General features: G+C 67.6%; 25 protein-coding genes and 2 tRNA genes. 9 read left to right on the forward strand and 18 right to left on the reverse strand.

Features of this window, described 5'->3' with window-relative positions; genetic code table 11:
- Positions 1-60: 60 nt before the first annotated feature.
- Together B1964_RS14465 and B1964_RS14470 are read left to right on the forward strand one after the other, a co-directional pair.
- Positions 61-792, forward strand: a complete 732-nt coding sequence (locus B1964_RS14465) for an IclR family transcriptional regulator (protein WP_006371032.1) — start codon at positions 61-63, stop codon at positions 790-792.
- A 113-nt stretch (positions 793-905) separates the two neighbouring features.
- Positions 906-1,403 (forward strand): PPOX class F420-dependent oxidoreductase, encoded by a 498-nt coding sequence (locus tag B1964_RS14470; protein ID WP_006371031.1) that lies wholly within the window; start codon positions 906-908, stop codon positions 1,401-1,403.
- Between the two features lie 88 nt (positions 1,404-1,491).
- Here the strand turns inward: B1964_RS14470 and B1964_RS14475 are convergent.
- From B1964_RS14475 to B1964_RS14495, 5 genes are all read right to left on the reverse strand, one after another.
- Positions 1,492-1,564: transfer RNA gene (locus tag B1964_RS14475), tRNA-Glu, on the reverse strand.
- A gap of 17 nt (positions 1,565-1,581) precedes the next feature.
- A tRNA-Gln gene (locus B1964_RS14480) sits at positions 1,582-1,653 on the reverse strand.
- Between the two features lie 84 nt (positions 1,654-1,737).
- The gene (gene gltX / locus B1964_RS14485; protein ID WP_079930270.1) at positions 1,738-3,246 is read right to left on the reverse strand and encodes a glutamate--tRNA ligase; all 1,509 of its coding nucleotides are present in this window, start codon (positions 3,244-3,246) and stop codon (positions 1,738-1,740) included.
- Positions 3,247-3,280: 34 nt separating this feature from the next.
- Complete coding sequence (locus B1964_RS14490; RefSeq protein ID WP_006371029.1) at positions 3,281-4,105, reverse strand: alpha/beta hydrolase; 825 nt, start codon at positions 4,103-4,105, stop codon at positions 3,281-3,283.
- Positions 4,102-4,875: a fumarylacetoacetate hydrolase family protein gene (locus B1964_RS14495; RefSeq protein WP_006371028.1), complete on the reverse strand. Its 774-nt coding sequence runs from the start codon at positions 4,873-4,875 to the stop codon at positions 4,102-4,104. The genes B1964_RS14490 and B1964_RS14495 overlap by 4 nt, the downstream gene beginning before the upstream one ends.
- 139 nt (positions 4,876-5,014) lie before the next feature.
- Between B1964_RS14495 and B1964_RS14500 the strand changes: the two genes are divergently transcribed.
- Complete coding sequence (locus B1964_RS14500; protein ID WP_079930271.1) at positions 5,015-6,235, forward strand: MFS transporter; 1,221 nt, start codon at positions 5,015-5,017, stop codon at positions 6,233-6,235.
- Between the two features lie 7 nt (positions 6,236-6,242).
- Here the strand turns inward: B1964_RS14500 and B1964_RS14505 are convergent, their stop codons facing one another.
- From B1964_RS14505 to serA, 4 genes are all read right to left on the reverse strand, one after another.
- Positions 6,243-7,235 carry a hypothetical protein gene (locus B1964_RS14505; RefSeq protein ID WP_079930272.1) on the reverse strand — a complete coding sequence of 331 codons (993 nt, stop codon included), beginning with the start codon at positions 7,233-7,235 and terminating at the stop codon, positions 6,243-6,245.
- Positions 7,232-7,582, reverse strand: coding sequence for a GntR family transcriptional regulator (locus tag B1964_RS14510; protein WP_079930273.1), 351 nt, complete (start codon positions 7,580-7,582; stop codon positions 7,232-7,234). Before B1964_RS14510 ends, B1964_RS14505 begins: the two co-directional genes overlap by 4 nt.
- A gap of 178 nt (positions 7,583-7,760) precedes the next feature.
- Positions 7,761-8,771, reverse strand: a complete 1,011-nt coding sequence (locus tag B1964_RS14515) for a 3-isopropylmalate dehydrogenase (RefSeq protein ID WP_079930274.1) — start codon at positions 8,769-8,771, stop codon at positions 7,761-7,763.
- Positions 8,768-10,363 (reverse strand): phosphoglycerate dehydrogenase, encoded by a 1,596-nt coding sequence (gene serA, locus B1964_RS14520; RefSeq protein WP_079930275.1) that lies wholly within the window; start codon positions 10,361-10,363, stop codon positions 8,768-8,770. The genes B1964_RS14515 and serA overlap by 4 nt, the downstream gene beginning before the upstream one ends.
- A gap of 295 nt (positions 10,364-10,658) precedes the next feature.
- Between serA and B1964_RS14525 the strand changes: the two genes are divergently transcribed.
- A complete protein-coding gene (locus B1964_RS14525; protein WP_006371022.1) occupies positions 10,659-11,324 on the forward strand; it encodes a hypothetical protein in 666 nt (221 codons plus the stop codon).
- A gap of 91 nt (positions 11,325-11,415) precedes the next feature.
- On the opposite strand, the gene B1964_RS31430 is transcribed toward B1964_RS14525, so the two are convergent.
- From B1964_RS31430 to B1964_RS14540, 4 genes are all read right to left on the reverse strand, one after another.
- A complete protein-coding gene (locus B1964_RS31430; protein ID WP_290440705.1) occupies positions 11,416-11,544 on the reverse strand; it encodes a hypothetical protein in 129 nt (42 codons plus the stop codon).
- 437 nt (positions 11,545-11,981) lie between these two features.
- Positions 11,982-12,995 (reverse strand): ketol-acid reductoisomerase, encoded by a 1,014-nt coding sequence (gene ilvC / locus B1964_RS14530; RefSeq protein ID WP_006371018.1) that lies wholly within the window; start codon positions 12,993-12,995, stop codon positions 11,982-11,984.
- Between the two features lie 78 nt (positions 12,996-13,073).
- The gene (ilvN, locus tag B1964_RS14535) at positions 13,074-13,574 is read right to left on the reverse strand and encodes an acetolactate synthase small subunit (protein ID WP_006371017.1); all 501 of its coding nucleotides are present in this window, start codon (positions 13,572-13,574) and stop codon (positions 13,074-13,076) included.
- A complete protein-coding gene (locus B1964_RS14540; RefSeq protein WP_079930276.1) occupies positions 13,571-15,502 on the reverse strand; it encodes an acetolactate synthase large subunit in 1,932 nt (643 codons plus the stop codon). Before B1964_RS14540 ends, ilvN begins: the two co-directional genes overlap by 4 nt.
- Before the next feature lie 368 nt (positions 15,503-15,870).
- Here B1964_RS14540 and B1964_RS14545 point away from each other — a divergent pair, with 368 nt between their 5' ends.
- Complete coding sequence (locus B1964_RS14545) at positions 15,871-16,392, forward strand: PH domain-containing protein (protein WP_079930277.1); 522 nt, start codon at positions 15,871-15,873, stop codon at positions 16,390-16,392.
- A gap of 240 nt (positions 16,393-16,632) precedes the next feature.
- On the forward strand, positions 16,633-18,477 hold the full coding sequence (ilvD, locus tag B1964_RS14550) for a dihydroxy-acid dehydratase (RefSeq protein WP_079930278.1): 1,845 nt from the start codon (positions 16,633-16,635) through the stop codon (positions 18,475-18,477).
- An 87-nt stretch (positions 18,478-18,564) separates the two neighbouring features.
- Here ilvD and B1964_RS14555 read toward each other — a convergent pair whose 3' ends face one another.
- Entirely contained in the window at positions 18,565-19,899 is a 1,335-nt protein-coding gene (locus B1964_RS14555) for a DoxX family protein (protein WP_079930279.1), read from the reverse strand.
- Between the two features lie 139 nt (positions 19,900-20,038).
- On the opposite strand from B1964_RS14555, the gene B1964_RS14560 reads away from it, so the two are divergent.
- Positions 20,039-21,178: a PQQ-dependent sugar dehydrogenase gene (locus tag B1964_RS14560; RefSeq protein ID WP_079930280.1), complete on the forward strand. Its 1,140-nt coding sequence runs from the start codon at positions 20,039-20,041 to the stop codon at positions 21,176-21,178.
- Between the two features lie 19 nt (positions 21,179-21,197).
- On the opposite strand, the gene gatB is transcribed toward B1964_RS14560, so the two are convergent.
- Positions 21,198-22,700, reverse strand: coding sequence for an Asp-tRNA(Asn)/Glu-tRNA(Gln) amidotransferase subunit GatB (gatB, locus tag B1964_RS14565; protein WP_026920012.1), 1,503 nt, complete (start codon positions 22,698-22,700; stop codon positions 21,198-21,200).
- A 128-nt stretch (positions 22,701-22,828) separates the two neighbouring features.
- Between gatB and B1964_RS14570 the strand changes: the two genes are divergently transcribed.
- Positions 22,829-23,056 (forward strand): PspC domain-containing protein, encoded by a 228-nt coding sequence (locus B1964_RS14570; RefSeq protein ID WP_079930281.1) that lies wholly within the window; start codon positions 22,829-22,831, stop codon positions 23,054-23,056.
- A 13-nt stretch (positions 23,057-23,069) separates the two neighbouring features.
- Here B1964_RS14570 and B1964_RS14575 read toward each other — a convergent pair whose 3' ends face one another.
- The 3 genes from B1964_RS14575 to B1964_RS14585 form a co-directional block, all read right to left on the reverse strand.
- Positions 23,070-24,104: a 6-phosphofructokinase gene (locus B1964_RS14575; protein ID WP_006371009.1), complete on the reverse strand. Its 1,035-nt coding sequence runs from the start codon at positions 24,102-24,104 to the stop codon at positions 23,070-23,072.
- Positions 24,105-24,235: 131 nt separating this feature from the next.
- Positions 24,236-24,919: a response regulator transcription factor gene (locus B1964_RS14580; RefSeq protein ID WP_006371008.1), complete on the reverse strand. Its 684-nt coding sequence runs from the start codon at positions 24,917-24,919 to the stop codon at positions 24,236-24,238.
- 10 nt (positions 24,920-24,929) lie between these two features.
- Positions 24,930-26,237: a histidine kinase gene (locus B1964_RS14585; protein ID WP_079930282.1), complete on the reverse strand. Its 1,308-nt coding sequence runs from the start codon at positions 26,235-26,237 to the stop codon at positions 24,930-24,932.
- Between the two features lie 177 nt (positions 26,238-26,414).
- On the opposite strand from B1964_RS14585, the gene B1964_RS14590 reads away from it, so the two are divergent.
- Positions 26,415-26,914, forward strand: a 500-nt coding sequence (locus B1964_RS14590; protein WP_253194003.1) for a hypothetical protein, incomplete at its 3' end; no start/stop codon positions are given.

Genomic DNA, 26,914 nt, shown 5'->3' on the forward strand with positions numbered 1-26,914 from the left:
AATGGGCTGCGGATCACCGACCGACGTGCATCTCAGTATTTGGACAGCTAGTATCGTCCTATGGGAAAGGATAGCGCATCGGAGCCCAGCAGCGGAATCGGTGTCCTCGACAAGTCGGTCACCGTCCTGCGCGCCATCGCCGAGACCCCGTGCAATCTCACGGAATTGTGCGAACGCACCAGCCTGCCCCGGGCCACCGCGCATCGACTCGCGGTGGGACTCGAGACGCACCGCCTGCTCGCACGCAACGCCGCCGGCCGCTGGTATCCCGGGCCGGCCTTGGGCGAACTCGCCTCCTCGGCACATGATCCGGTGCGCGAGGCCGCACTGATGGTGCTGCCGCGACTGCGGGAGATCACCGGCGAATCGGTCCAGGTGTATCGCCGCGAAGGCTCCGAGCGGGTGTGTATCGCGGCAATGGAACCACCGACCGGCCTGCGGGACACCGTCCCGGTGGGCACCCGGTTCCCGATGACCGCCGGGTCGGCCGCGAAGGTCCTCGCGGCGTGGGCCGACACGAGCACACAGCGACACCTCTTGGCCGACAGTGCCTTCAGCGACCGCTCACTGCACGACATCCGACGACGCGGGTGGGCACAGAGTGCCGGTGAGCGTGCGGCGGGCGTCGCCAGCGTCTCGGCCCCGGTACGCGATGCGGCAGGCGAAGTCGTTGCCGCGATCTCGGTTTCGGGGCCGATCGACCGGATGGGACGCCGGCCCGGGGCCCGCTGGGCCGCGGATCTGCTCGCCGCCGCCGACGCCATCCACAAGAGGTTGGTGTCGGCCCGATAGGGCCACTGGGTTAGCGTCGGTGAGGAACCACAGGCACGAACCACACAGAGATGAACCACAGGAATCCGCGGACGGGTTTCCGGTCGCGGGCATGAGGAGGAAGTGACCGGGCAATGGGCACAAACCAGCGCACCCAGATCGTGATGAGTCCCGACGAGATCGAGGAGTTCATCGCCCGCAGCCGAACCGCCACCCTCGCCACGACCGGACCCGACGGCAGCATTCATCTCGTTGCCATGTGGTACGGGATCATCGACGGCGAGATCTGGTTCGAGACGAAGGCCAAGTCGCAGAAGGCCGTCAATCTCCGGCGCAACAATCGGTGTTCGGTTCTCATCGAGGACGGCGACACCTACGACACCTTGCGCGGCGTGGCCATCGAGGGCACCGCGGAGATCCTCGACGACGCCGATTCCTGCCTGCAGGTGGGTATCTCGGTGTGGGAGCGCTACACCGCCCCGTACACCGAGGAATCCAAACCCTTCGTCGAGCAGATGATGAACAAGCGCGTCGCGGTACGCATCACCGGAAGCCGGACGCGCTCCTGGGATCACCGCAAGCTCGGTCTGCCACAGACGCCGGTGTCCGGATCGACGGCCCAGTATCTGTAGGCACCGCTGCCTCCGGCGTCGATAACATCCCCGGCTGCACAAGCGAAAGGCGCCCTCCCGGGATTACCGGGAAGGGCGCCTTTCTCTGTAGCCCCGACGGGATTCGAACCCGCGCTACCGCCTTGAGAGGGCGGCGTCCTAGGCCGCTAGACGACGGGGCCATAGACCTTGGTGGTCGCTGGGGTACCAGGACTCGAACCTAGAATGGCGGTACCAGAAACCGCTGTGTTGCCAATTACACCATACCCCAAGGTTTTCTCTTTTCCTCTCGGAAAAGAACCTGCGATAGATTAGCAGAGCACTACCCCTGGACCACAAATCGCCTGGTCAGTGGCTACTTTGCCGCCAACTCCCGGGCCGCGCGCAGACGCGCGAGGCTCACGTCGCGGCCCAGCAGTTCCATCGACTCGAACAGCGGCGGCGAGACCTGCGACCCGGTCACCGCAACCCGCACCGGACCGAACGCCTTGCGCGGTTTGAGGCCCAGATCGTCCACCAGCGCGGCGTCGAGGGCGTCGTGCAGTGCGGACGTCTGCCACGACGACAGACCCTCCACGGCGGCGATGGTGGCGTCGAGGACCGGCACCGCGTCGGCACCGAGATTCTTGGCGGCGGCCTTCTCGTCGATGGTGAACTCCGCGTCGGAGACGTAGCAGAACGACATCAATGCCCACGCGTCGCCCAGCACCTGGATTCGGGTCTGCACGAGTTCGGCGAGGGCGGTGAAGGTGGCGTCGTCGATCGGCTCCGACAGGTGACCGCGGTCGATGAGGTAGGCCTTGAGCCGCGCGGCGAAGTCACCGAGTTCGAGCATCCGGATGTGCTCGGCGTTGATCGCGTCGGCCTTCTTCTGGTCGAAGCGCGCGGGATTGGAGTTGACGTCGCGGACATCGAACTTGTCGATCATCTGCTCCAGGGTGAACACATCGGTCTCGTGCGAGTACCCCCAGCCGAGCAGCGCGAGGTAGTTCAGCAGACCCTCCGGCAGGAATCCGCGGTCCCGGTGATGGAACAGGTTGGACTGCGGATCGCGTTTGGAGAGTTTCTTGTTGCCCTCCCCCATGACGAACGGCAGATGCCCGAAGACGGGCACCGCCTCGGCCACCCCGATCCGGATCAGCGCCTCGTACAACGCGATCTGGCGCGGGGTGGATGAGAACAGGTCCTCGCCGCGCAACACATGGGTGATCCGCATCATCGCGTCGTCAACGGGATTGACGAGGGTGTAGAGCGGATCGCCGTTCGCACGGGTCAACGCGAAGTCGGGAACGGTACTCGACTTGATCGTCGTGGCGCCGCGGACGAGATCGTCCCAGGTGATGTCACGGTCGGGCATGCGAAGGCGCACAACGGGATTGCGGCCCTCGGCGCGATAGGCGGCACGCTGTTCGTCGGTGAGGTCGCGATCGAAGTTGTCGTAACCGAGCTTAGGGTCCCGGCCGGCCGCGCGATGCCGTGCCTCGACCTCCTCCGGGGTCGAGAACGCCTCGTAGGCCTCACCCGCCGCCAACAGACGCGCCACCACGTCGAGGTGGATTCCACGACGCTCCGATTGCCGGTACGGACCGTACGGTCCGCCGACCTCGGGGCCCTCGTCCCAGTCGAGTCCGAGCCATCGCAACGATTCCAGGATCGCGTCGTAGGACTCCTGGCTGTCGCGGGCGGCGTCGGTGTCCTCGATGCGGAAGACGAAGGTGCCCTTGTCGTGTCGCGCCTGCGCGAAGTTGAACAGCGCGGTGCGCACCATCCCGACGTGCGGGGTACCCGTGGGGGACGGGCAGAATCGGACGCGCACGGCGTCGGAGCCTGCGGGATCGGGGCGGGCGGAATCGGTACTGGCCATGCGGCTCAGCGTATCGAACCGACCACCCGGGGAGTCAGTCCCGGTGGCGGTCGCAGAAGTCGACGATGAGCCGGTTCACCTCGGCCGGCTGTTCGAGATAACCGAAGTGCCCGGCCTTGGCCACCTCGGCGTACTCGGCTCCCGGGATCACCTCGGCCACCTCGCGTGCCAGCTTGACCGGCAACGTGCGATCGTCGGCGAATCCGACGACGAGCGCGGGCCGGGTGATGCGCCGGTATGCGTCGAGACGATTGGCCTCCCGGTGGTGCAGTCCGAGCTGAGCACGCACCCCGGGGGTCACGGTCTGAGGTGAGAACCCGATGATGTCGAGCCAGTCCTGTGCGGCCCGATCGTCGTCGAGGGTGTGCGGCGACAGGTTGAGGTGCGCGGTGATGGCGGCCTCGTACTCCGGAGGCAGGGTGATCTTCTGGTCGTAGAGCGCGCGCTCGCCGGCCGAGATCGCTTCCTGCAGCGGCGTGCTGCGGCCGTAGGTGGCCAACATCACCGCGCCGCGGACGAGGTCGGGCCGCGCCAGGGTGAGTTCCTGGGTGATGCGGGCACCCAACGAGGTCCCCACGACGAAAGCCGGTCCACCGAGATGCTCGATGAGTCCGGCGGTGTCGGCCACCATGTCCTCGAGCGTGAACCCGGCGGCGCACTCCGAGGACGGGGCGATGCCACGGTTGTCGAACAGGGCGACACGATAGCCGGCCTTGCGCAGGGCCGGCTCCTGATTTGCCTTCCACACCCGGCCCGGGCTGCCGGTGCCCATCACCATCACGACGAGCGGACCCTCGCCGGCGACCTCGTAGGACAGGTCGATCCCGTTGATCCGTGCGGTGCTCACCGGTGCCGTCACGGCTTGTCCACCACCGGATTGCTCAGTGTGCCCAGACCTTCGACGGTCACCGAAACCCGTTGTCCGGCAACCATCGGACCCACCCCCTCTGGGGTGCCGGTGAGGATTACGTCACCGGGCAGCAGCGTCATCACCCGGGAGATCCACTCGACGATGGCGCCGATGTCGTGCAGCATCAACGAGGTTCGGCTGCGCTGGCGCACCTCGCCGTCGAGTTCGGTGCGGATCTCGGCATCCGAGGGATCGAAGGCGGTGTCGATCCACGGCCCCAGCGGGCAGAAGGTGTCATAGCCCTTGCCGCGTGTCCACTGTCCGTCGGCCTGCTGCTGATCGCGGGCGGTGACGTCGTTGGCGACGGTGTATCCGAGGATGACCCCGGCCGCCTCGGAGGCCTTGACGTCCTTGCACGGACGACCGATCACCGCGGCGAGCTCACCCTCGAAATCGACACGGTCCGAGGACGGCGGGCGCACGATGGGGACCTCCGGCCCGATGATCGAGGTGTTCGGTTTGAGGAAGATCACCGGGTTCTCGGGTGCCGAGCCCCCCATCTCGGCCGCATGCGCGGCGTAGTTCTTGCCGATGCAGATGACCTTCGTCGCCAGGATCGGCGCGAGCAATCGGACATCGGCCAGCGGCCAACTCCGACCGGTGAAGGTCGGGGTGCCGAAGGGATGCTCGGCGATCTCCTTGGCGACGACACCGTCACCGGAATCCTCGAGCGAGACAAAGGCGACACCATCGGGACTGGCGATTCGACCAAGACGCATGGCCCGAGGGTATCGCACCGGCATTGTCCACACTTCGGGACGTCGATTGGCATCCCGACCACCACGGGTTCTAAAATATGGGAGTCAATTCTCAGATAATGAGACGCGACGAGACCCGAGAGAGCTTCGAGGAGGCGACATGAATTCCCCCGACACCATCGGCACCACCCGCAGGTGGACGATGCTCGCGTGCTCGCTGATCGCTGCGATGACCACCACCTGTGTGGTGTCCGGGATCGCCTACCTCATCCCCGCCCTGCACGCCGAGGGCATGAGCGTGTCGCGGGCGTCGGTGCTCGCCGCGGTTCCCACGGTCGGATTGATGATGGCCATCATCGGTTGGGGCAGCCTGCTCGATCGCCACGGCGAACGCGTGATCCTGACGATCTCACTGTCGCTGACCTTGATGGCGGCGATTGCGACGGCACTGGCGGCATGGCAATCGGCCCCATTCACCGTGTTGGCGGCGCTACTGTTCCTCGGCGGACTGAGCTCCGGTGCCGCCAACGGCGCCAGCGGCCGGATCGTGGTCGGCTGGTTCCCCGCGGCCCAGCGCGGCACGGCCATGGGCGTCCGGCAGATGGCCCAACCCCTGGGAATCGCGGTGTGCGCGTTGAGCATGCCCGCGATCGCCCAACACCTCGGCATCGCCGCAGCGCTGGTGGTCCCCGTCGTGGTGACCGCGCTCGGGTTGCTCGCATGCGTCCTGGGCATCGTCGACCCGCCGTCGGCTCGCACGATCGCCGCCGCACCAGCACGAAACCCGTACCGCGACAGCTGGTTCCTGGCACGCGTACACGCCGTCAGCGTGCTCCTGGTGATCCCGCAGTCGATGCTGTGGACCTTCGTGCCGACCTGGCTCATCGTGGCCCGCCACTGGTCTCCGGCCACGGCCGGTGTCCTCGTGACGATCACTCAGACGCTCGGCGCGCTGGGGCGCATCGCGGCCGGGCGATGGTCGGACGCATGGTTGTCCCGCATGCGGCCGATCCGGCTGATCGCCGTGGTCGCCGGTGTCGCGATGGGCGTTCTGGCACTGACCGATTGGGCCGACAGTCCGGTGTGCGTGGTTGTCATGATGGTGGCCTCGATCGTCTCCGTCGCCGACAACGGCCTGGCCTTCACCGCGATCGCCGAATTCGCCGGGCCGCGCTGGAGCGGACGTGGTCTCGGCATCCAGAACACCGCACAGTATCTGGCCACCGCCGCCACCACCCCGCTGTTCGGCGCCCTCATCACCGCGGTCGGCTTCCCGCTGGCCTTCGCCGCGAGTGCGGTGGCTCCGGTGATCGCGGCACCGTTGGTTCCGCGCGACCAACTCCCGCAGCCGGAGCCGGTGTCGGTCGACACGCCCGGCTGAGAGTCGCTCAGCCCGGCAGACGTTGGGCGAGCACTGCATTGATCAGGCCGGCCGCGGTCGCGGCATCGTCGACGACGACGAAGTCGCGCCGGCCGTCGGTGCGAGTCACCATCACGGCCTCACCGGAGCGCACCACGAATCCCCACGCGCCCTTGCCCTCTCCCCGGATGGCCAGACGGCGGCCGTAACCGCCGGTGTCGCGCAACGCGTGCACCGTGATGACCTCGGCACGGACGATGTCGGCCATGGCGATCTCCTGGCGCGGCCACGGCAGCGCGCCGCGCACCGTCATCGCACTGCGATCGATCCGCACCCGCACGGTTCCCATCAGGACGGCGCCGAGGACGATCAGGGCGGGAACCACCAGCAGCCACCACACCCCGGTCACCGCGGTGATGATGACCAGCACCACCGCGGTGGCGGCCAAGAGGACGTCGGCCACCACCGAATTCCCCACCGCGCGTTGCCAATAGAAGCGTTCTCCGGAAGCGAGGTCTTCGGCGGGGACCGCACCCACCGGCCCGCCGACCGCGGTGGCCCACTGCGGGATGAGGACCCAACTGCCCGCCGCGACGATCGCCGCGATCGCAAGGGTGAGCAGGATCGGCACCACCGGCGTGGCAACGTCGTGAACCTCGGTCACTCCCCGCTGACCGGCCGCCACCGCGGGGATCACCCCGGCGATCACCACCACGAGAAAGTTGATCAGCACCACACTCGCCCGGACCTGCCGGGGATGGGACATCGCAAGGGACGCCACGGTGTTCAGCGCAGCGGCGAGCACACAGACGACCACCACCGTCACGATCGCGCCGACGATGCTGCTCGTGCCGTCGACTCCGCCGGTACCCCAATGGGATGCCATCGGATCGGGAAGATCGCCACGCCATGCCGACAGCAACGACACCGCGACACCCATCATGACGACCGGCGGGACCACGCCCACCAGTGCACACCGAAATCGTTGTTCCCGAGTGGGTTTCGACGCTGTCGCGGTCATGACATCCTCCTGGTGATCTCTGCCGACAATTCCGTGGGTCCGAGTCCCCAGCGCTGCGCCACCCCGATGAGCCGATCGAGGGCCTCACCGATCTCGGCCTGTTCCGGCGCGCGGTCGGACACCACCGCACCCCGCCCGCGACGCAGTTCGACGAGCCCCTCATCCCGCAGGATCCGATAGCCCCGCAACACCGTGTGGACGTTCACGTCCAACGAGGCGGCCAATTCCCGAGCCGCGGGCAGCCGTTCACCGGCGCCGACGTCACCGCGGACGATGGCACCGCGGACCGACGCCGCGATCTGGGCGAAGATCGGCGAGCGATCGGTGGGATCGACTCGAATGAACACACCCTGATTGTATAGTTCTATTGAAACTAGAACAAGTGACGCCCGAGATCCCCATTCCACGGTCCCCGTCGGAGACCCCTCACGACGACCACAGATGACGGTGACCCGGTCCCGGGGTGGGGTCTCCTCGACCACACACCACCGAGCCGGGCCACCGGACAGTGCAGAATTCGTTGCGCTACAAGCGCTCTCGAATGCGCTTGCCGATCTCCGAGGTCGACAACTCCTGGCCGTCGCGGTCGAGCAGATCGTCGGCGACGGCTTGTTCGACGCGTCGAGCACCCTCGGCGTCACCGAGGTGATCGAGAAGCAGCGCCACCGACAGGATCGCGGCCGTGGGGTCCGCCTTGCCCTGACCGGCAATGTCGGGGGCGCTACCGTGCACCGGTTCGAACATCGACGGATTGGTCCGCGTGGCGTCGATGTTGCCCGACGCCGCGAGCCCGATCCCACCGGAGACCGCCGCCGCGATGTCGGTGATGATGTCGCCGAACAGGTTGTCGGTGACGATCACGTCGAACCGTCCGGGGTCGGTGACCAGGTAGATGGTCGCGGCGTCGACGTGGCAGTAGTCGGTGGTGACATCGGGGTACTCGGCACCGATCTCGGCGACCGCCCGACTCCACAACGATCCGGCGAAGGTCAGCACGTTGGTCTTGTGGACCAACGTCAGGTGATTGCGCCTGCGGCTCGCCCGCTCGAAGGCATCCCGCACGACGCGCTCGACACCGAAGCGAGTGTTGACGCTGACCTCGGTGGCGACCTCGTGCGGGGTCCCCACGCGGATCGAGCCACCGTTGCCGGTGTAGGGGCCCTCGGTGCCCTCACGGACGACGACGAAATCGATGTCGGGGTCGCCGGCGAGCGGCGAACTCACTCCGGGCAGCCGGCGCGAGGGCCGCAGGTTCACATGGTGATCGAGCGCGAAACGCATGGAGAGCAGCAGTCCACGTTCGAGAACCCCCGACGGCACCGACGGATCACCGATCGCACCGAGCAGGATCGCGTCGTGCTCACGCAACGAATCCAGATCGGCCTCGGTCAGCAATTCACCGTTGCGGTGATAGCGCCGGGCACCGAGGTCGTACTCGGTGGTCTCGACGTCGGGAGTCACCACCCGCAACACCTCGAGTGCCTCGGCAATGACCTCGGGACCGATTCCGTCCCCGGCGATGACGGCGAGCTTCATGACAGATCCACCTGTTCGATCAGAGTTGCGCCGACTGCCGACTCGATGGCCTCGACCACCGAGTCGTCGACCTCGCGGCTGACCCGCAAGATCATCGTGGCACCGGCACCCGCGGCGTCCTGGGAGAGCGCCGCGGCCAGGATGTCGATGCCCGCGTCACCGAGCAGCGTACCGATCTTGCCCAGCGAGCCCGGCTGATCGGTGTAGCTCACCAGCAGGTTCAGGCCCTCGGCGCGCATGTCGAAGTTGCGTCCGTTGATGTTGACGATCTTCTCCACCTGCCGCGGCTCCGACAGCGACCCGGCCACATTGTGGACCGACCCATCGGCGAAGACCGCCTTGACGTCGACCACGCTGCGGTGGTTGGGACTCTCGGTGGCGGTGGTCACCTCACTGGTGACACCGCGCTCCTGCGCCACCTTCGGGGCGTTGACGAAAGTGATCGGCTCGGTCAGGGCGGCCTCGAACAGGCCGCGCAGCGCCGACAACCCGAGCACATCGACATTGCTCGCGGCGAGTTCGCCGCGGACGTCGACGACCAGTGACGTCGGCAAATCGGAGCTGATCGCCCCGACCAGCACACCGAGCTTGCGCGCCATCTCCAGCCACGGGGCGACCTCTTCGTCGACGGTGCCGCCGACGATGTTGACCGCGTCCGGGACGAAGTGCCCGGCCAGTGCCAGCCGCACACTCTTGGCGACATCGGTGCCCGCACGGTCCTGGGCCTCGCTGGTCGAGGCACCCAGATGCGGGGTCACCACGACCTGCGGCAGTTCGAACAGCGGCGAGTCGGTGCACGGTTCGGTGGCGAAGACGTCGAGGCCTGCGGCCCGGACCTGCCCCGAGACGATCGCATCGGCCAACGCCTGCTCATCGATGAGACCGCCGCGGGCGGCATTGACGATGACCACGCCCTTCTTGGTGCGGGCCAGCTGGTCGGCGCCGATGAGGCCGAGGGTCTCGGGCGTCTTGGGCAGGTGCACCGTGATGAAGTCGGCGCGCTCGAGAAGCTCGTCGAGCGAGACCAATTCGATGCCGAGCTGGGCGGCACGCGCCGGCGACACGTAGGGGTCATAGGCGATCACGTGGGTCTCGAAGGCGGCCAGTCGAGCCGCGACGAGCTGGCCGATCCGGCCGAGTCCGACCACGCCGACGGTCTTGTCGAAGATCTCGACGCCGTTGAACGACGAACGCTTCCAGGTGTGTTCGCGCAAGGTCGCGTCGGCAGCCGGGATCTGCCGGGCCGCCGAGAGCATCAGTGAGATCGCGTGCTCGGCGGCGGTGTGGATGTTGGAGGTGGGCGCGTTGACCACCATCACGCCGCGCTCGGTGGCAGCCGGCACGTCGACATTGTCGAGGCCGACGCCTGCGCGCGCGATGATCTTCAGTTTCTTGCCCGCTTCGAGGACCTCGGCGTCGACGGTGGTGGCCGAACGCACCAGGATCGCGTCGGCGTCGACGACGGCTTCGAGCAGTTTCGGGCGATCGGGTCCGTCCACCCAGCGCACCTCGACCCCGTCGCCGAGGGCTTCCACGGTCGAGGGGGCCAGTTTGTCGGCGATGAGAACGACCGGCAGGCCAGCTGAGGTCACAGTTTTTCTCCAGAATCGGTGGCGAGATCGGGCGTGATGCCGTAGCGGCATCCGCAAGTCAGCTTAGAGACCTCTCCCGATGCGACGAACAGCCGGGCGTCGACGCGACCGGGAGGCACAGGGTGGACGTGTACATTGTGAGCGGCATTACGGAAGTGTTGCGATGCGGCGGCAGAGTGTCGCCGAACCGCGGCACCCGTCGAATCCGCCGGTACGGTGGCGCTTCGGGTGATGTGTCAACAATCGATCAGGCGGTCGAGAAGCCGCGCCGGTCGGGTAGCAGAGTGGAGTGTGGATGAAGAAGAAGCTGACAGTACTGTTGGCTGTCCTGGCAGCGACGGTACTCGCCGGCTGGGGGGCTCCCGGCGCCGCGCAGGCGGCCCCGGCGAAGATCTTCCTGGGCGGTGGATCAGGAATCCTGATCCTGCAGGGCGGTGACTCCGCCAAGGCGTGCACCCTGACCACGATCGGTCATGCGAAAACAGGTCAACTGATCGGCATCACCGCAGGACACTGCGGCCAGCCCGGACAGCAGGTCCTCTCCGAGACGTTCCAGGATCGCGGTCAGGCCGGTGTGGTGACCTATTCCGACCCGAAGGACGACGTCGCGATCATCGAGTTCGACCCGTCGCGCGTCGTACCGCTGCGTACCGTGCGGTCGGTGACGATCCGCGGGATCGACACCCGCCCGATCGGCTTCCCGACCGTGGCGTGCAAGGAAGGCCGCACCACCGGTAGCACCTGCGGTGTCGCATGGTTCTCCGACGGCGACGTGCACTTCTCCCAGATGTGCGTCATCGAGGGTGATTCCGGCAGCCCGGTGGTCGTCGGCGACAAACTCGTGGGCATGGTCAATGCGTACTACTTCCTCGGCTGCCTCGGCCCCGAGACCGGCACCAACATCGGGCCGATCCTCAACTACGTGAATCACACCAAGTACAAGGGCTTCTCGGTCTACTGACCCTGAACTCGCTGCATCGAGTGCGCCCCCTCCCGACCTCGGGAGGGGGCGCATTCGTCTGTGCGCCGGGCGTGCGGGAGACCTCGCCGAATCATCTGCCGCGGTTCACCCCGGGACCGCTGGTGTAGGTCTGCCGGGAGCCGTCGAGCATCCTCACCATCGTCGTCGTGGTGTCACCGGCGGTGGTGGTGGTCTCGGTCTCGACGACCGTACCGCTCATGTGCTCGAGGAGGCGCGCACGTTGCACGCCGCGGCCGAACCCGGAGTTGGTGCCGCCGGTGTTGTCACCGTGCGGGGCGTCGGTGAAGTCCTTGGGCGCGTGGGGATCCTCGACGCCGCCGCGGTGACGTCCGGGCGAGACCGATTGCCGAGTTGCGCGCGGCGGCGCTCAGCGCGGTGGCCCGCCGGCAGCCGACGTCGGTCGCCGTCTCACCGGACTGCGCGGCGACGCCGGACCACAGACCCGAGTGGCGAACTGCCGCAACGCTTCCGGATTGACATCCATGACTCTCCCCCAGCACGATCGACACCGATGGGCCAAGCGTAGAACTGATGCATCGACGGGCCGAGAATTCATCCACAGCCCACTCGCCTGCCGCCGCAGACGACCGTGGCCCCGTTCCCACCGGGGAACGGGGCCACGAATCACGCTCGTGTTCAGGCGGTTTCGGTGATCGGGCGATCCACCCAGCTCATCAGGTCGCGTAGCTTCTTGCCGGTGACCTCGATCGGGTGCTCCGCGTTCTTCTTGCGCAGGTCCTCGAGTTCTTTGTTGCCGCCCTCGACATTGGCGACGAGACGCTTGACGAAGCTACCGTCCTGGATGTCGGAGAGGATGGCGCGCATCCGGTCCTTGGTGTCGGCGTCGATGACCCGCGGGCCCGACAGGTAGCCACCGAACTCGGCGGTGTCGCTGACCGAGTAGTTCATGCGGGCGATGCCACCCTCGTAAATCAGATCGACGATGAGCTTGAGCTCGTGCAGCACCTCGAAGTAGGCCATCTCCGGGGCGTAACCCGCCTCGACCATCACCTCGAAGCCGGTCTTGATCAGTTCCTCGGTGCCACCGCACAGCACGGCCTGCTCACCGAAGAGATCGGTCTCGGTCTCCTCCTTGAAGGTGGTCTTGATGACGCCGGCGCGGCCGCCACCGATCGCACTCGCGTAGCTGAGCGCCAGCGCCTGACCCTCACCCTTCGGGTCCTGGTCGATCGCGATCAGGCAGGGCACACCCTTGCCGTCGACGAACTGCCGGCGCACGAGGTGACCGGGGCCCTTCGGGGCGACCATGCCGACGGTGACGTTGGCCGGGGGCTTGATGAGACCGAAGTGGATGTTGAGACCGTGGCCGAAGAACAGCGCGTCGCCGTCCTTGAGGTTGGGCTCGATGTCCTCGGTGAAGATCTGCGCCTGGCTGGTGTCGGGGGCCAGCATCATGATCACGTCGGCCCAGGCGGCGGCCTCGGCGGCGGTCATGACCTTCAGGCCCTGCTCGGCGGCCTTCTCCCGCGACTTGCTGCCCTCGCGCAGGCCGATCGCGACGTCGACACCCGAATCACGCAGCGACAGCGAATGCGCATGCCCCTGGCTGCCGTAGCCGATCACCGCGACCTTGCGGCCCTGGATGAGCGACAGATCGGCGTCGTCGTCATAGAACAATTCGATCGCCACAGTTGACTTCCCTTCGATATATGTTGTGCCCCAAACGAATCGGTTATCCCGCGTGGGGCGCGATGTGACTTGCGTGCGTCAGCGGTTGGCCGACATGCTCTTCGGGCCGCGCCCCAGGGTGACCGCGCCGGATTGCGCGATCTCCCGGATGCCGTACGGATCGAGCATCCGCAGCAGCGCCTCGAGTTTCTCGGCGGTGCCGGTCGCCTCCACGGTCAGCGACTCCGGGGAGACGTCGATCACCTTGGCGCGGAACAGATTCACGACCTCGATGACCTCCGAGCGCACCGTGGAGTCGGCGCGCACCTTGACCATCATCAGCTCACGTGACACCGAACTCGACGGGTCCTGCTCGACGATCTTGATCACGTTGATCAGCTTGTTGAGCTGCTTGGTGACCTGCTCGAGCGGGAAGTCCTCGACGGAGACCATGATCGTCATCCGCGAGACACCCTTGAGTTCGGTCGGCCCCACGGCGAGGGACTCGATGTTGAATCCGCGCCGGGAGAACAATCCCGACACGCGGGCCAGGACGCCCGGACGGTCCTCGACGAGGACGCTGAGGGTATGGGTACTCACTTCTGCTCGCCCTCCTGGCCGAGATTGGTGCTCTGATTGACCACTTCGTGGATGTCGGCGGGATCGGAGGCCGACGCTTCGTCGTCGAACAGCGGCCGGATGTCGCGGGCCGCCATGATCTCGTCATTGCCGGTTCCGGCCGCGACCATCGGCCACACCTGCGCGTCGGCACCGACGATGAAGTCGATGACGACCGGACGGTCGTTGATCTCGCGGGCCTTGGCGATGACCTCGTCGACCTCTGCCTCGTTCTCCACCCGGAACGCCGCACAGCCCAGCGCCTCGGCGAGTTTGACGAAGTCGGGGATGCGCATCGAGTGGGTCGCCAGGTCGGTGTTGGAGTAACGCTCCTCGTAGAAGAGGGTCTGCCACTGCCGCACCATGCCGAGGTTGCCGTTGTTGATCAGGGCAACCTTGATCGGGATGCCCTCGATCGCACAGGTGGCCAGCTCCTGATTGGTCATCTGGAAGCAGCCGTCGCCGTCGATGGCCCACACCTCGGTGTCGGGGGCGGCCATCTTGGCACCCATCGCGGCCGGCACCGCATACCCCATCGTGCCGAGTCCGCCGGAGTTGAGCCACGTCCGCGGCTTCTCGTAGGAGATGAACTGCGCCGCCCACATCTGGTGCTGACCGACGCCTGCGCAGTAGACGGCGTCGGGGCCGGCGAGCTTGCCGATCTGGGAGATCACGAACTCCGGCGACATCGAGCCGTCGGCGGGACGGTCGTAACTCAGCGGATAGGTACGGCGGATGCCGTCGAGGTAGTCCCACCACTCCTCGAGCTTCGGCGTGGTGCCGGTGGTGGCCCGTTCGGCACGCAGTGTGTCGAGCAGATCGAGGATGACCGCTTTGCAGTCGCCGACGATCGGCACGTCCGCGTGGCGGTTCTTGCCGATCTCCGCCGGGTCGATGTCGGCGTGAATGACCTTGGCGCCCTGGGCGAATGACGAAAGCTGGCCGGTCACCCGGTCATCGAAGCGGGCGCCGAGCGTGATCAGCAGGTCGCTGCGCTGCAACGCGGCGACGGCCGCGACGGTGCCGTGCATCCCCGGCATGCCCAGGTGCTGCGGATGCGAGTCGGGGAACGCGCCGCGCGCCATCAGGGTGGTGACGACGGGGATGCCGGTGAGCTCGGCGAGTTCGAGCAACTCCGCCGAGGCGTTGGCCTTGATGACCCCGCCGCCGACGTAGAGCACCGGGTTCTTGGCGGCGTTGATCATCCGCGCCGCCTCCCGCACCTGCTTGCCGTGCGGCTTGGTCACCGGCCGGTAGCCGGGCAGGTCGATCTGCGGCGGCCACGAGAAGGTCGTCTGGGCCTGCAGGATGTCCTTGGGGATGTCGACCAGCACCGCACCGGGACGACCGCTCTCGGCGATGTGGAAGGCCTCGGCGATGACCCGCGGGATGTCGATCGCGTTGTACACCAAGAAGTTGTGCTTGGTGACCGGCATGGTGATACCGGAGATGTCGGCCTCCTGGAAGGCGTCGGTGCCGATGAGCGCGCGACCGACCTGGCCGGTGATCGCGACGACGGGCACCGAGTCCATCTGCGCGTCGGCGAGCGGGGTGACGAGGTTGGTGGCGCCGGGACCCGACGTCGCCATCATCACCCCGGCGCGGCCGGTGACCTGTGCATAACCGGTGGCCGCGTGTCCCGCCCCCTGCTCGTGACGGACGAGCACGTGGCGGACCTTGCGCGAATCGAGCAGCGGGTCGTACACCGGGAGCACCGCACCGCCGGGAATACCGAAGACCACCTCGACACCGAGTTCTTCCAGCGAACGGACCACCGACTGCGCGCCGCTGACGCGCTCGGGGGCGACGGTGTTCTGCCGTACCGCGCGGAGGCTGCCCGCCGCCGGCGATTCCTGACGCGACCCGGCGCCCGGAGTGGTCGTGTCCGTACGTGCTGTTGGTGCGCTCACTGCACGGTCCTTCGTGTTCGTGGTCGACGGTCGTCGTTCTCAGTCGCAGGTGGACTGCCGCACTGGTCTGTACTACCGCTCAACCGGGGATTCGGGGTCAATGGGGGTGGGCAACAAAAAACCCCCGACAGCGGTTGCTGTTCGAGGGTGGCGCGTCGATGCTGGGAGGTCGATGAAGTGACCGGTCAGGCGACGACGCGCCGGCCGATTACTACGAGAAGCTCGTTGTGCATCACGTCAATCACGGTAGGACTGCAGATAGTGCAGAGTCAAACTCGTCTCCCCCGCGTCCCAGATCCTGGGAAATCACTGGTCCTCGGCACCCCCGCGCGTCAAGAGCACCGACGCCCGGATGCCACAATGGGATCGTGACTCGTTCTTCCTCCGGCGCTCGGTCGTCCACCCCGTCCTCGTCCGATTCGGCACGGTCGACCCCGGCGGAGTCGACCAAGGCGGAGTCGACCACGGCAACACCGTCGGAGGCGACGTCGGACGCGCTCGAGTTGCCACAGGAGTTCAAGCTCAGCAAGCTCGCCTATTTCGCCGTACCTGCGACGCTCCTGGTGGTACTGATCCTGGCTGGCACCAACCTCGCGTGGTTCGGCTGGACCTTCGCGGTCCCGGTCCTGCTCGCGGTGTGGATCTGGCGCATCAAGACCGTGGTGACCGAGGACGGACTGCGTGCGGTCGGCACCTTCGGTTCCAGGGAGGTCGAGTGGCCCGACATCGAGGGCCTGCAGTTCAGCCGGTGGGGCCCGGTGCGGGCGGTGCTCACCGACGGCGATCGTGTCCGCCTGCCCGCCATCACCTTCCAGGACATGCCGCGACTCTCGGCGGCCAGCGCCGGCCGGATTCCCGACCCCTTCGCCGCCGCCCGCGACGCACGCTGAGGCGAGCGGGAACTGTTTTGTTCGCGCACGTCAGCGAGGAGTACCGTGGACGCGGCTGATCGTCCACGCCATCGTGTCGACGGTCGCGGTCAGCGCCGGCGGCGAGGAAACAAGCCCACCCCCACCTCCTGAGTCGGACCCGCTCGCGAACACCCTCGAGCGGTTCGCGCGCTGACCCCACGTCAGTGCCGTGTGCGTCCGCAATGCGGGCGCCCAAGCGAACCCGATCGAGGAAACCCCATGCCACCCTTGCGGTCCCGAACCACCACCGTCGGACGCGAAGCCGCCGGCGCCCGCTCCCTGTGGCGCGCCACCGGAATGACCGACGACGACTTCGGCAAGCCGATCGTCGCGATCGCCAACTCCTACACGCAGTTCGTCCCCGGGCACGTTCATCTCAAGGACGTGGGTGAGATCGTGGCCGAGGCCGTACGCGCCGCCGGCGGGGTGCCCCGCGAGTTCCACACGATCGCCGTCGACGACGGGATCGCGATGGGCCACGGCGGCATGCTCTACTCGCTGCCGAGCCGCGAGATCATCGCCGACAGCGTCGAATACATGGTCAACGCCCACACCGCCGACGCCCTGGTGTGTATCTCCAACTGCGACAAGATCACCCCGGGCATGCTCAATGCCGCGATGCGCCTGAACATCCCGACGGTCTTCGTCTCCGGTGGACCGATGGAGGCGGGCAAGGCCGTCGTCGTCGACGGCGTCGCGCATGCGCCCACCGACCTCATCACCGCCATCTCGGCGTCGGCCAACACCGACGTCGACGAGGCCGGGCTCGGCGAGGTCGAGCGCTCGGCGTGCCCGACCTGCGGGTCGTGCTCGGGCATGTTCACCGCCAACTCGATGAACTGCCTCACCGAGGCGCTGGGTCTGGCCCTGCCGGGCAACGGTTCGCCCCTGGCCACCCACGAGGCCCGTCGGGCGCTGTTCTCCCGAGCCGGTCGTGTCGTCGTCGAGGCCGCCCAGAAGTGGTACCGCGACGACGATGCCTCGGTGCTGCCCCGCAGCATCGCGGGCCCGACCGCCTTCCGCAACGCCATGGCCCTCGACGTCGCCATGGGCGGGTCGACGAACACCGTGCTGCACATCCTCGCCGCCGCGCAGGAGGGTGAGGTCGCCGATTTCGATCTGTCTGTCATCGACGAGATCAGCCGCGGGGTGCCCTGCCTGTCGAAGGTCGCGCCCAATTCGGACTATCACATGGAAGACGTGCACCGGGCCGGTGGCATCCCGGCCATCCTCGGCGAACTGCGTCGTGCCGGGCTGATCGACGACTCGGCGCCGACCGTGCACTCCCCGAGTATCGCGGCGTTCCTCGACGACTGGGACATCCGCGGCGGCAAGGCGACCGACGAGGCCATCGAACTGTTCCATGCCGCGCCGGGCGGGGTGCGTACCACCACCCCGTTCTCGACCGCCAACCGGTGGGACGAGCTCGACACCGACGCCCACGGCGGCTGCATCCGCGACAAGGACCACGCCTACACCGTCGAGGGTGGGCTCTGTGTGCTGCGCGGCAACCTCGCGCAGGACGGTGCCGTCCTCAAAACCGCGGGGATCGACGAGGATCTGTGGCACTTCGAGGGCCCGGCGCGCGTCGTGGAATCCCAGGAGGAGGCCGTGCAGGTCATCCTGTCCAAGACGCTGCAGGCCGGCGAGGTGCTCGTCGTCCGCTACGAAGGGCCGTCCGGCGGGCCGGGCATGCAGGAGATGCTGCACCCGACGGCCTTCATGAAGGGCACCGGGATGGGCAAGAAGTGCGGCCTGATCACCGACGGCCGGTTCTCCGGCGGCTCGTCGGGTCTGTCGGTCGGTCACATCTCCCCGGAGGCGGCCGCCGGCGGCGTCATCGGGCTCATCGAGGACGGCGACCCGATCGTCATCGACGTCAAGACGCGACAGCTCGCCGTTCTCGTCGACGACGAGGTGCTCGCGGAGCGCCGCGCCAAGATGGAGGCCTCCGAACGGCCGTGGCAGCCCAAGGACCGGCAGCGCACGGTGACCACGGCGTTGCGCGCCTACGCCAAGCTGGCCACCTCGGCCGACAAGGGCGCGGTCCGTCAGGTCGACTGAATCCAGTTCTTCCCGAAGCATTTGGTTCTTCCTCGGGAGATTTCCCGGGGAAGAACCGACTGCTCGGGGACGAATGTGTCGTTCGCGCTACCGCGGGTTGCCGGCGGAGTTGAGCGGGTTGGTCCCGTTGAACAGCATCCACACCGCGACCGCGGCGGCGATGCCCACGATCAGCCAGGCGACGGACCCGAGGAACGGCCGACGCGCCCAGCCTCGGGAGGCGTCGAAGGCGTAGAGCCCCGGACCGGTCAGCACCAGGGCGGCGGCCGCCACCGCGAGGACGAGCTCGTACTCGATGCCACCGGCTGCGGCGAAGAAGGCGAATCCACCGGCCAGCGTCGTCTTGTAGGCCGCGGCCAGGAGCATCACCGAGACGATCGCACACGCTCCGATCGGGGTGAACAGGCCCAGGACGACCATCGCGCCGCCGATGGTCTCGGCCAGCGCGCCGACGATCGCCAGCGGCCGGGTGACGTCGGAGTGGAACCCGATCGTCGGGTTGGGATTGTTGGCGAGCATCTCCTGATATCCCGACAATCCCGGACCACCCCAGAGCCCGAACAGCTTTTGCAGACCATGCGCGACGGCGACGATGCCGATGGCCACCCGCAGCAGCAGCAGGCCCAGATCGAGGGTGCCGCGCGGGGCCGTCACGGTGATCGGTTCGGCACGGGCGGCCTCGACAGTGGGTGCATCGTCGGCATGGTCGGCGTCGGCAGCATCGAGGTCGGCGGCATCGAGGTCGGCGGCGCGCCGGCCGAACAGACCCCGGCGCCGGCGGCCGGTCTCGGGCTGATCGTCGCGATCGGTACCGGCCCGCGCATCATCGTCGGTACCCGCGACGTCGCCGTCGAGATCGTCGCCGGCCGGCTCTTGCTCACCCAGCGCCCGGGTGGTCGGCAACGGCTCCTCACCGTGCAGGAGTGCTCGGGTGGGCGTCTCCGCCGGCTGCGCGCGTTTGCGCGACAGCTCGGGGAACGTCTCCTCCACCGACGGGATCGGTGTCGCGGGAAGTTTCTCGGTCGCCGGCTCCGGCTGGGTCGATGTCGCACCAGTCGATGTCGCGCCGGTCGGCTTCTCGATGGCCGCCGTCTCCGCGTCCGCTGCAGCCCCCGGGTTTTCAGCCATCACGGGTGGGATCGGCACGGGATTGCGGCGCGGTGGGCGCTGCTGCGGTATGCCGATCGGCCGGGTCTCCACCTCACCCGGGTCGAGGTCGTCGAGCGAATCCACCCGCGACAACCGTCCGGGTCGACGATGGTGCCGCTCATAGAAGGCGTCGCGGTCGGCGTCGCTGATCTCGGGTGTGGCGCTCTCGGGTCTGGCGCCCTCGGGTCGGCGAAACGCTCCCGTCGGTTCGTCGTAGGGGCTCGGTGGCTGGAACGTCTTGTCCGGCGCGTCGGGATGTTCGCGATCGGTCACATGGCCGATGCTAAAGGTTTCCGACCCTCGGGCGGCCGATCGCCGCGCGGTCGGCGCATCGCAATCGCCTACTGTGGTGGGCATGCGAGAGGGGCGGCGAATGCAGCGACGAGGGGCCGGGCCCGGTCGGCGTCGTCGGATGCTCGTCGCGTGTCGCCACCGGGTGACCGTGCTGGTCGGTGTCCTCGCAGTGATGCTGACCGTCGCCGCCTGTGCGGATTTCTCGCAGCAGGATCGTGATCAGGCCGCTGGTCCGTTCAGCCCGAACAACGAGTCGTTCGAAGTGCAGTCGACCCAGCCTCCGCAGTCGACACCGGAGAACCCGGGACAGGAGAGCCCTCCCCCGCCGGGACCCTGCGTCGATCCCGATCCCGCCGTGATCGCGACGTGCCTCGCCTCCACCGGCGGCGTGCGCGCGGGCGACGACGAGGGCGCGGTCACCGTCGTCGCCGAACGCACGACCGGCAAGATCATCACCACCAAAAGGTATGGGCCACAACGGGTCCTGGCGTCCTTCGACGTGGACGAATCGGGTGACGGGGGGTTGATCGACTTCGCCTTCTCCCCGACCTATCAGCAGGATCAGCTGATCTACGCGTTGATCACCACGCCCACCGATAATCGGGTGGTACGCCTCGCCCCCGGTGACGTCGCCAAACCGATCCTGACCGGAATCCCCAAGGGCGCCACCGGAAACATGGGCGCGCTGCTGTTCGCCTCGCCCTCGGAGTTGCTGGTGGCGACCGGAAACGCCGGCAACCCCGCGGCCGCCGGCGATCCCGGATCGCTCGCCGGCAAACTCCTCGCGGTCACCGACCTCTCCTCCGGATCGACCACCCGGCCCAAGATCCTGGCCTCCGGCCTCGGCGCGAATGTCGCGTTGTGCCCGAGCGCCTCCGGTGGTCTGTACATGACGGATCAGGGTCCGACCGAGGACCGCCTGCAATCGGTCGAGGAGTCGGGGGCGACGACGGTGCTGTGGACCTGGCCCGACAAACCGCAGATCGCCGGCTGCGCCGCGACCGGCGGACAGATCTTCGTCACCGAGACGCGGACCCAGCGCATCGAAGCGATCAACGAACCCACCAGGCAGCGCCCGACCATCACTCCGCCGACCGTCGTGCTGGAGAAACGCTACGGAGCGCTGGGCCGGATCACCGCGCTGGACAACGGGGTCGTGCAATTCGCGACGGTGAACCGCGCCTACGGGCAGCCGGTGAGCACCGACGACCGCGTCGTACGGTTCATCCCGCCGGCGGGGTCGGAGAGCAACACCTGAGTCGAGCCGCCCCGGGCCCCTACTGGCAGGCGGCCAGCACGAGCTCCTGAACGCGCGCCGGATCCGCTTGTCCGCGCGTAGCTTTCATGACATCGCCGACGATCTTGCCGGCTGCTTTCACCTTGCCCCCGCGGATCTTCTCGACGATGTCGGGGTTGGCGGCCAATGCGTCGTCGATGGCCTTCTGCAACGCCGAGTCGTCGCGTACCACCTCGAGCCCGCGATCGGCGACGATCTGTGCCGGTTGGCCTTCGCCGTCGAGTACCGCGACGGCCACCTGCTGGGCGAGTTTGGTGGTCAGCTTGCCCTCGTCGACGAGTCCGATGATCTCGGCGACCTGCTCGGGGGTGATGGGCAGATCGGCGAGGTCGCTACCGCGACTGTTGGCCTGCTGGGCCAGGAACGACACCCACCACCCGCGTGCGGCTTCCGGTGCGGCGCCGGCGTCGACGGTTGCGATGATCAGGTCGACCGCCCCGACGTTGACCAGGTCACGCATGACCTCGTCGGACACGCCCCACTCCTGCTGGATACGGGCGCGGCGCACCCACGGCAACTCCGGCAGGGTCGCGCGGATCTCCTCGATCCACTCCGCGGCCGGCTGCACCGGCGGCAGGTCGGGCTCGGGGAAGTAGCGATAGTCCTCGGCGGTCTCCTTGCGTCGTCCGGGCGAGGTGGTGCCGTCGGTCTCGTGGTAGTGCCGGGTCTCCTGCACGATCTGTCCGCCGGCGGTGAGCACCGCGGCCTGCCTGCGCATCTCGAAGGTCACCGCCGTCTCGACACTCTTGAGCGAGTTGACGTTCTTGGTTTCGGTACGGGTACCGAATTCGCTTGCGCCCTTGCGCATCAGGGACACGTTGGCGTCGCAACGCAGCGACCCCTGATCCATCCGCACGTCGGAGACCCCGAGCGACTTCAGCAGATCCCGAAGCGCGGTCACATAGGCGCGGGCCACCTCGGGCGCGCGCGCTCCGGCACCGACGATGGGTTTGGTGACGATCTCCACGAGTGGCACCCCGGCCCGGTTGTAGTCGAGCAAGGAGTGATCGGCCCCGTGGATGCGCCCGGCGCCACCGATGTGCAGCGACTTGCCGGTGTCCTCCTCCATGTGTGCGCGCTCGATCTCCACGCGCCAGGTGGTGCCATCGGAGAGTGCGACGTCGAGGTGACCTTCGTAGGCGATCGGCTCGTCGTACTGACTGATCTGGTAGTTCTTCGGCTGATCGGGATAGAAGTAGTTCTTGCGGGCGAACACGCTCGAGGGACGAATCGAGCAGTTCAGTGCGAGACCGATACGGATCGCGTATTCGATGGCGGTGGCGTTGACCACCGGGAGTGAGCCCGGCAGGCCGATGCACACCGGGCAGACCTGGGTGTTGGGGTCGGCCCCGAACGCTGTGGGGCAGCCGCAGAACATCTTGGTCGTGGTACCGAGTTCGACGTGGACCTCGAGTCCCATCACCGGATCGAATTCGTCGATGACCTGGTCGTAGTCCATCAATTCGGCAGCTGCGGCAGTCATGGCCACCACTTTATGCGGCCGCGGGTCGGGACAAATCTCGGGGACGAAAGCAGGGACGTCCCCGATGCCATCGGCGCCGCCGACTCCTATCGTTTCAGGTGTCAGAACACTCAGTGAGAGGACGATCGATGACCATTCACCAGACACCGCACACCACACCTGTTCCCCCGGCACGGCGGCTCACCCGCTCACGCGGCGACGCCTGGCTCGGCGGGGTGTGCGGCGGCATCGCCGCACGCTATGGATGGGACGCGACGCTGGTCCGCGCGGCGTTCGTCGCCTCGATCCTTCTGCCCGGTCCGCAGGTGCTGCTGTATCTGCTGCTGTGGATCGTGATCCCCCGCGACCCGGCGTGAACCGGGCCGCACCTCAGCCGAAGATGACCCGGATCTCCTGATACTGGTCCAGCGGCACCGTCTTGGGGTTGGCCAGCGCCTCGTCGAAGGTGATCCGGTGCATCTCGGTGCCGCGCAGCGCGATCATGTGACCCCAGTACTTGTCGGCGACGAGGTCGGCGGTGGCCATACCCATGCGAGTGGCCAGCACCCGGTCGAACGAGGTGGGCGTGCCGCCGCGCTGGATGTGTCCGAGCACGGTCGCGCGGGTCTCGATGCCGGTGCGCTCCTCGATCATCGGTGCCAGCACCTCGGCGATACCGCCGAGGCGCGGACGGTTGAAACCGTCGAGCCCCTTGGTGGAGTGGGCTTCTCCCATGTCGGGCAACTTGAAGCCCTCGGCGACGACGACCATCGGCGCGCGGCCGCGATTCTTGACGCTGGTCACCCACGCGCAGATCTGATTCATGCTCTCGGGTTGCTCCGGGATCAGGATCGCGTGCGCGCCGCCGGCGATCCCCGAATGCAGGGCGATCCAGCCCGCGTGGCGTCCCATCACCTCGAGCACCATGCAGCGTTTGTGCGAGTTGCCCGTGGTCCGCAGCCGGTCGATCGCCTCGGTGGCGATGTTGACCGCGGTGTCGAAGCCGAACGTGTAGTCGGTGGCGTTGATGTCGTTGTCGATCGTCTTGGGGACGCCGACGATGTTGATGCCGTCGGTGTAGAGACGTTTGGCCGCCGATGCGGTGCCCTCACCGCCGATGGCGATGACACCGTCGATCCCGAGGTTCTTGAGAACCTTCTTGATGGCGTCGGGGCCACCGTCGGGTTCGGAGTACGGGCCGAAGCGGCTCGTGCCGAGGATGGTGCCGCCCTGGTTGGACAGGCCGCGCACCACCGAGCGGTCGAGTTCCATGATGTCGCCATAGACGAGGCCGTACCAGCCGTCGCGGAAGCCGACGAACTCGTGGCCGTAGACCGTCTCACCCTTGAGTACTGCGCCGCGGATCACCGCGTTCAGTCCGGGGCAGTCGCCGCCGGATGTGAGAATCCCGAATCTCTTGGCCATACCGCTGTGAGCCTCCTGCCCGTTGGAGCCGGGATCGCCGGAATTCCGCGCGACCCCGCGTCTGCACACAATCTAGTGCCGACGGCGCCCTCGTGCCCGCCGTCGGGACCCGCGCGGCGGGCTCGCGGTCCTCACTTGAGCCCGTTCTCGTAGGCGAAGACGACCGCCTGGGCGCGATCGCGCAACGACAACTTGGTCAGGACGCTGCTCACATGGGTTTTCACGGTCTGTTCGGCGACGAACAGGTCGGTGGCGATCTCCTGGTTCGATTTGCCATCGGCGACGAGATCGAGCACCTCACGCTCCCGCGGGGTCAACGTCTCCACCGCCGCGTCGGAACGGGGGCGCGCCCGGCGCCCGGTGACCTCACGGATGAGGCGGCGGGTGATCGACGGCGCCAGCAGTGCCTCGCCCGCGGCGACCACCCGAACCGCCCGGACGAGTTCGTCGGCGGGGGCGTCCTTCAACAAGAAACCCGACGCACCGATCCGCAACGCCTCGTACACATAGTCGTCGATGTCGAAGGTGGTCAACATCAGCACCTTCGTGCGGCCTGCGACGCCGTCGGCGGGTAGTTGCACCTCGTCGGCGCCACGCGCACCGAGAATCTGTGCGGCCGCCCACAACCCGTCGCGGCGCGGCATCCGCACATCCATCAGGACCACATCGGGATGGACCCGGCGACACAATTCCACGGCCTCGATGCCGTCGGCGGCGTCACCGAGCACCGACAGATCGGGTTGCGCGGCGAGCAGGGCCGAGAATCCTTGACGGACCATCGCCTGGTCATCGGCGACGACGAGCGTGATCGGCACGGCCGCAACGTTACCCGTTGGCGGGGAGCTCCGGCACCGCACCATGCGACACCGCGAGCGACGACATCACCGGAGTCCGTGCCGAGGCGGGGATGTGGGCTCGCACCGCGAATCCGCCGTCGGATGTGGGTGTGGCGGTCAGGGATCCGGCCACCGCCCGCGCCCGGTCGCCCATGCCCGCGATACCCACCCCGGCCCCGGACAGGTGCAGGGGAGGTTCGGTCGGGGCGGTGTTGACGACGCTGACCTGTGCGGCGGGACCCGCGTACGGCTCGCCGACGACCGGGGTCAGACGCACCTCGATGTCGCCGCCCGGCGCATGCCGCGTCGCGTTGGCCAGGCATTCCTGGACGATGCGATAGATCACCAGCGCCGACGACTCGGCGAACACCGGGTGGTCGAGTTCGTCGGTGAAGTCGATTCGCGCGCCGGCCCGGCGGGTCTGGCTGATCAGCGCGTCGATGTCGGCGAGGCCGGGACTCGGGGCGGGCGCCGCCTCCCCTCCATCGCCGGCTCCCGACACCCGCAGGACGCCGAGCAATTGCCGCACCTCGTCGAGTGAGGTGCGCGCGGCCTGCGCGATCGCCTCGAACTCGGCCGCGCAGACCTCGTCGACGTCGGGCAGCCGGTACCGCGCGGTCTGGGCCATCACGACGACCATCGACATGCGATGTGCCACAACGTCGTGCAGGTCTCGAGCGATCCGGGCACGTTCCTGCAGCACCGCACTGGTCGACTCGGCGACCTTGGTCTCCTCGGTGCGCACGGCGAGTTGCCTGCGCGAGGTGAGCAACCCGCGCAGCAGGGCCACGACGACGGCCATGAAGGTCAGTCCGACCACCCAGCCGACCCGCGCGCCCGGCGGTGCCGCGAACGCCATCACCAGCGACGCGCAGATCCACACCGGCGCGAGCAACCGCAACGGGCAGCGCAGATACGCCATGAACGTCAGGATCAGGAACGCGATGATGTGGGTGACCTGAATCGTCCACGGCCACCCCGGTGCCGCGGGGATGAACAGCCCGATGAGCTGCGCCCCGATCACCGAGATCGCCCAGCCCAGCATCGGCGCACTCCGCGCCATCGCCACCGGCCACGCCGCCACCGCAGCCAGGATCGGCCAGGCGTACGCCGGAACATCCAGTGTCAGAGGCATTGTCGGCCACGACACCGCGAACAGCACCACCGCGAAGATCACGAAGAACCAGTTACCCGGAGACCGCACCCAGGCACGCACGCCCGGGTGCGCAACAACCGGCAACGTGCGCAGTTCATCCACGGCCGCATCGCGCGCCGCTCGGACCATCCGTCCCATCATGTGATCACCTCGACCTCCACGCTAGGCGGCGTATCGGTCGAAGTCCTCATACTGCGGAGTGGGATCCGCACGCTACCCAAGAGCCAGACCGGTCCACAGTCACCCTCTACGGAGCCGACACCGATCGGCTCGCGCGGGCGATGTGCCCACGTGATCATCGTTCCTAGCGTCAGCGGCATGACTTCTGACGATGCTCGACGAACACGGCGGCGACGTGGCTTCCGTCCGGTGATGTGGATTCTGATCGGCCTGACCGTGATGGCGTTGCACGTGATGGCCGCCGGAAGGGCATCGGCGGTGCTCGATCACTCCCCGACCGACGCCACCGCCGCGGAGCAGACGGTTCGCGTGCTCGTCGGCCCCCATCCGGAGAGCGTGCAGCGTGTTCTCCCCACGGATTTCGCGGCCGTCGTGGGTTATCGACCAGTGCTCGAGAACGGCTACCCGGCCAACCCCGACGGCGGCTGCTCATCGCCGATCCCCTTACCCGAGCGGTTTGAGAATGCTTGCCGCACACACGATTTCGGCTATGATCTGCTGCGCTACGCGCAGCGCACCGGCCGCCCGCTGGGCCCGTGGGCCCGACCGGCCCTCGATCACATGCTCATCGAGCGGATGCACGCGGCGTGCCACGATCCCGTGTGTTCGGCTGCCGCCGAGCTCAGTCGCGCCGGCCT

The organism is Gordonia sp. i37, assembly GCF_002043085.1.
In the GTDB taxonomy this organism is placed as follows: domain Bacteria; phylum Actinomycetota; class Actinomycetes; order Mycobacteriales; family Mycobacteriaceae; genus Gordonia; species Gordonia polyisoprenivorans.

Excerpts from the sequence above, each read along its gene's own strand:
- B1964_RS14465 (WP_006371032.1), top strand. The coding sequence starts at position 61 with ATGGGAAAGGATAGCGCATCGGAGCCCAGCAGCGGAATCGGTGTCCTC.
- B1964_RS14470 (WP_006371031.1), top strand. The coding sequence starts at position 906 with ATGGGCACAAACCAGCGCACCCAGATCGTGATGAGTCCCGACGAGATC.
- gltX (WP_079930270.1), bottom strand. The coding sequence starts at position 3,246 with ATGGCCAGTACCGATTCCGCCCGCCCCGATCCCGCAGGCTCCGACGCC.
- B1964_RS14495 (WP_006371028.1), bottom strand. The coding sequence starts at position 4,875 with ATGCGTCTTGGTCGAATCGCCAGTCCCGATGGTGTCGCCTTTGTCTCG.
- B1964_RS14500 (WP_079930271.1), top strand. The coding sequence starts at position 5,015 with ATGAATTCCCCCGACACCATCGGCACCACCCGCAGGTGGACGATGCTC.
- B1964_RS14505 (WP_079930272.1), bottom strand. The coding sequence starts at position 7,235 with ATGACCGCGACAGCGTCGAAACCCACTCGGGAACAACGATTTCGGTGT.
- B1964_RS14515 (WP_079930274.1), bottom strand. The coding sequence starts at position 8,771 with ATGAAGCTCGCCGTCATCGCCGGGGACGGAATCGGTCCCGAGGTCATT.
- B1964_RS14525 (WP_006371022.1), top strand. The coding sequence starts at position 10,659 with ATGAAGAAGAAGCTGACAGTACTGTTGGCTGTCCTGGCAGCGACGGTA.
- B1964_RS31430 (WP_290440705.1), bottom strand. The coding sequence starts at position 11,544 with ATGAGCGGTACGGTCGTCGAGACCGAGACCACCACCACCGCCGGTGAC.
- ilvD (WP_079930278.1), top strand. The coding sequence starts at position 16,633 with ATGCCACCCTTGCGGTCCCGAACCACCACCGTCGGACGCGAAGCCGCC.
- B1964_RS14560 (WP_079930280.1), top strand. The coding sequence starts at position 20,039 with ATGCTCGTCGCGTGTCGCCACCGGGTGACCGTGCTGGTCGGTGTCCTC.
- gatB (WP_026920012.1), bottom strand. The coding sequence starts at position 22,700 with ATGACTGCCGCAGCTGCCGAATTGATGGACTACGACCAGGTCATCGAC.
- B1964_RS14570 (WP_079930281.1), top strand. The coding sequence starts at position 22,829 with ATGACCATTCACCAGACACCGCACACCACACCTGTTCCCCCGGCACGG.
- B1964_RS14575 (WP_006371009.1), bottom strand. The coding sequence starts at position 24,104 with ATGGCCAAGAGATTCGGGATTCTCACATCCGGCGGCGACTGCCCCGGA.
- B1964_RS14585 (WP_079930282.1), bottom strand. The coding sequence starts at position 26,237 with ATGATGGGACGGATGGTCCGAGCGGCGCGCGATGCGGCCGTGGATGAA.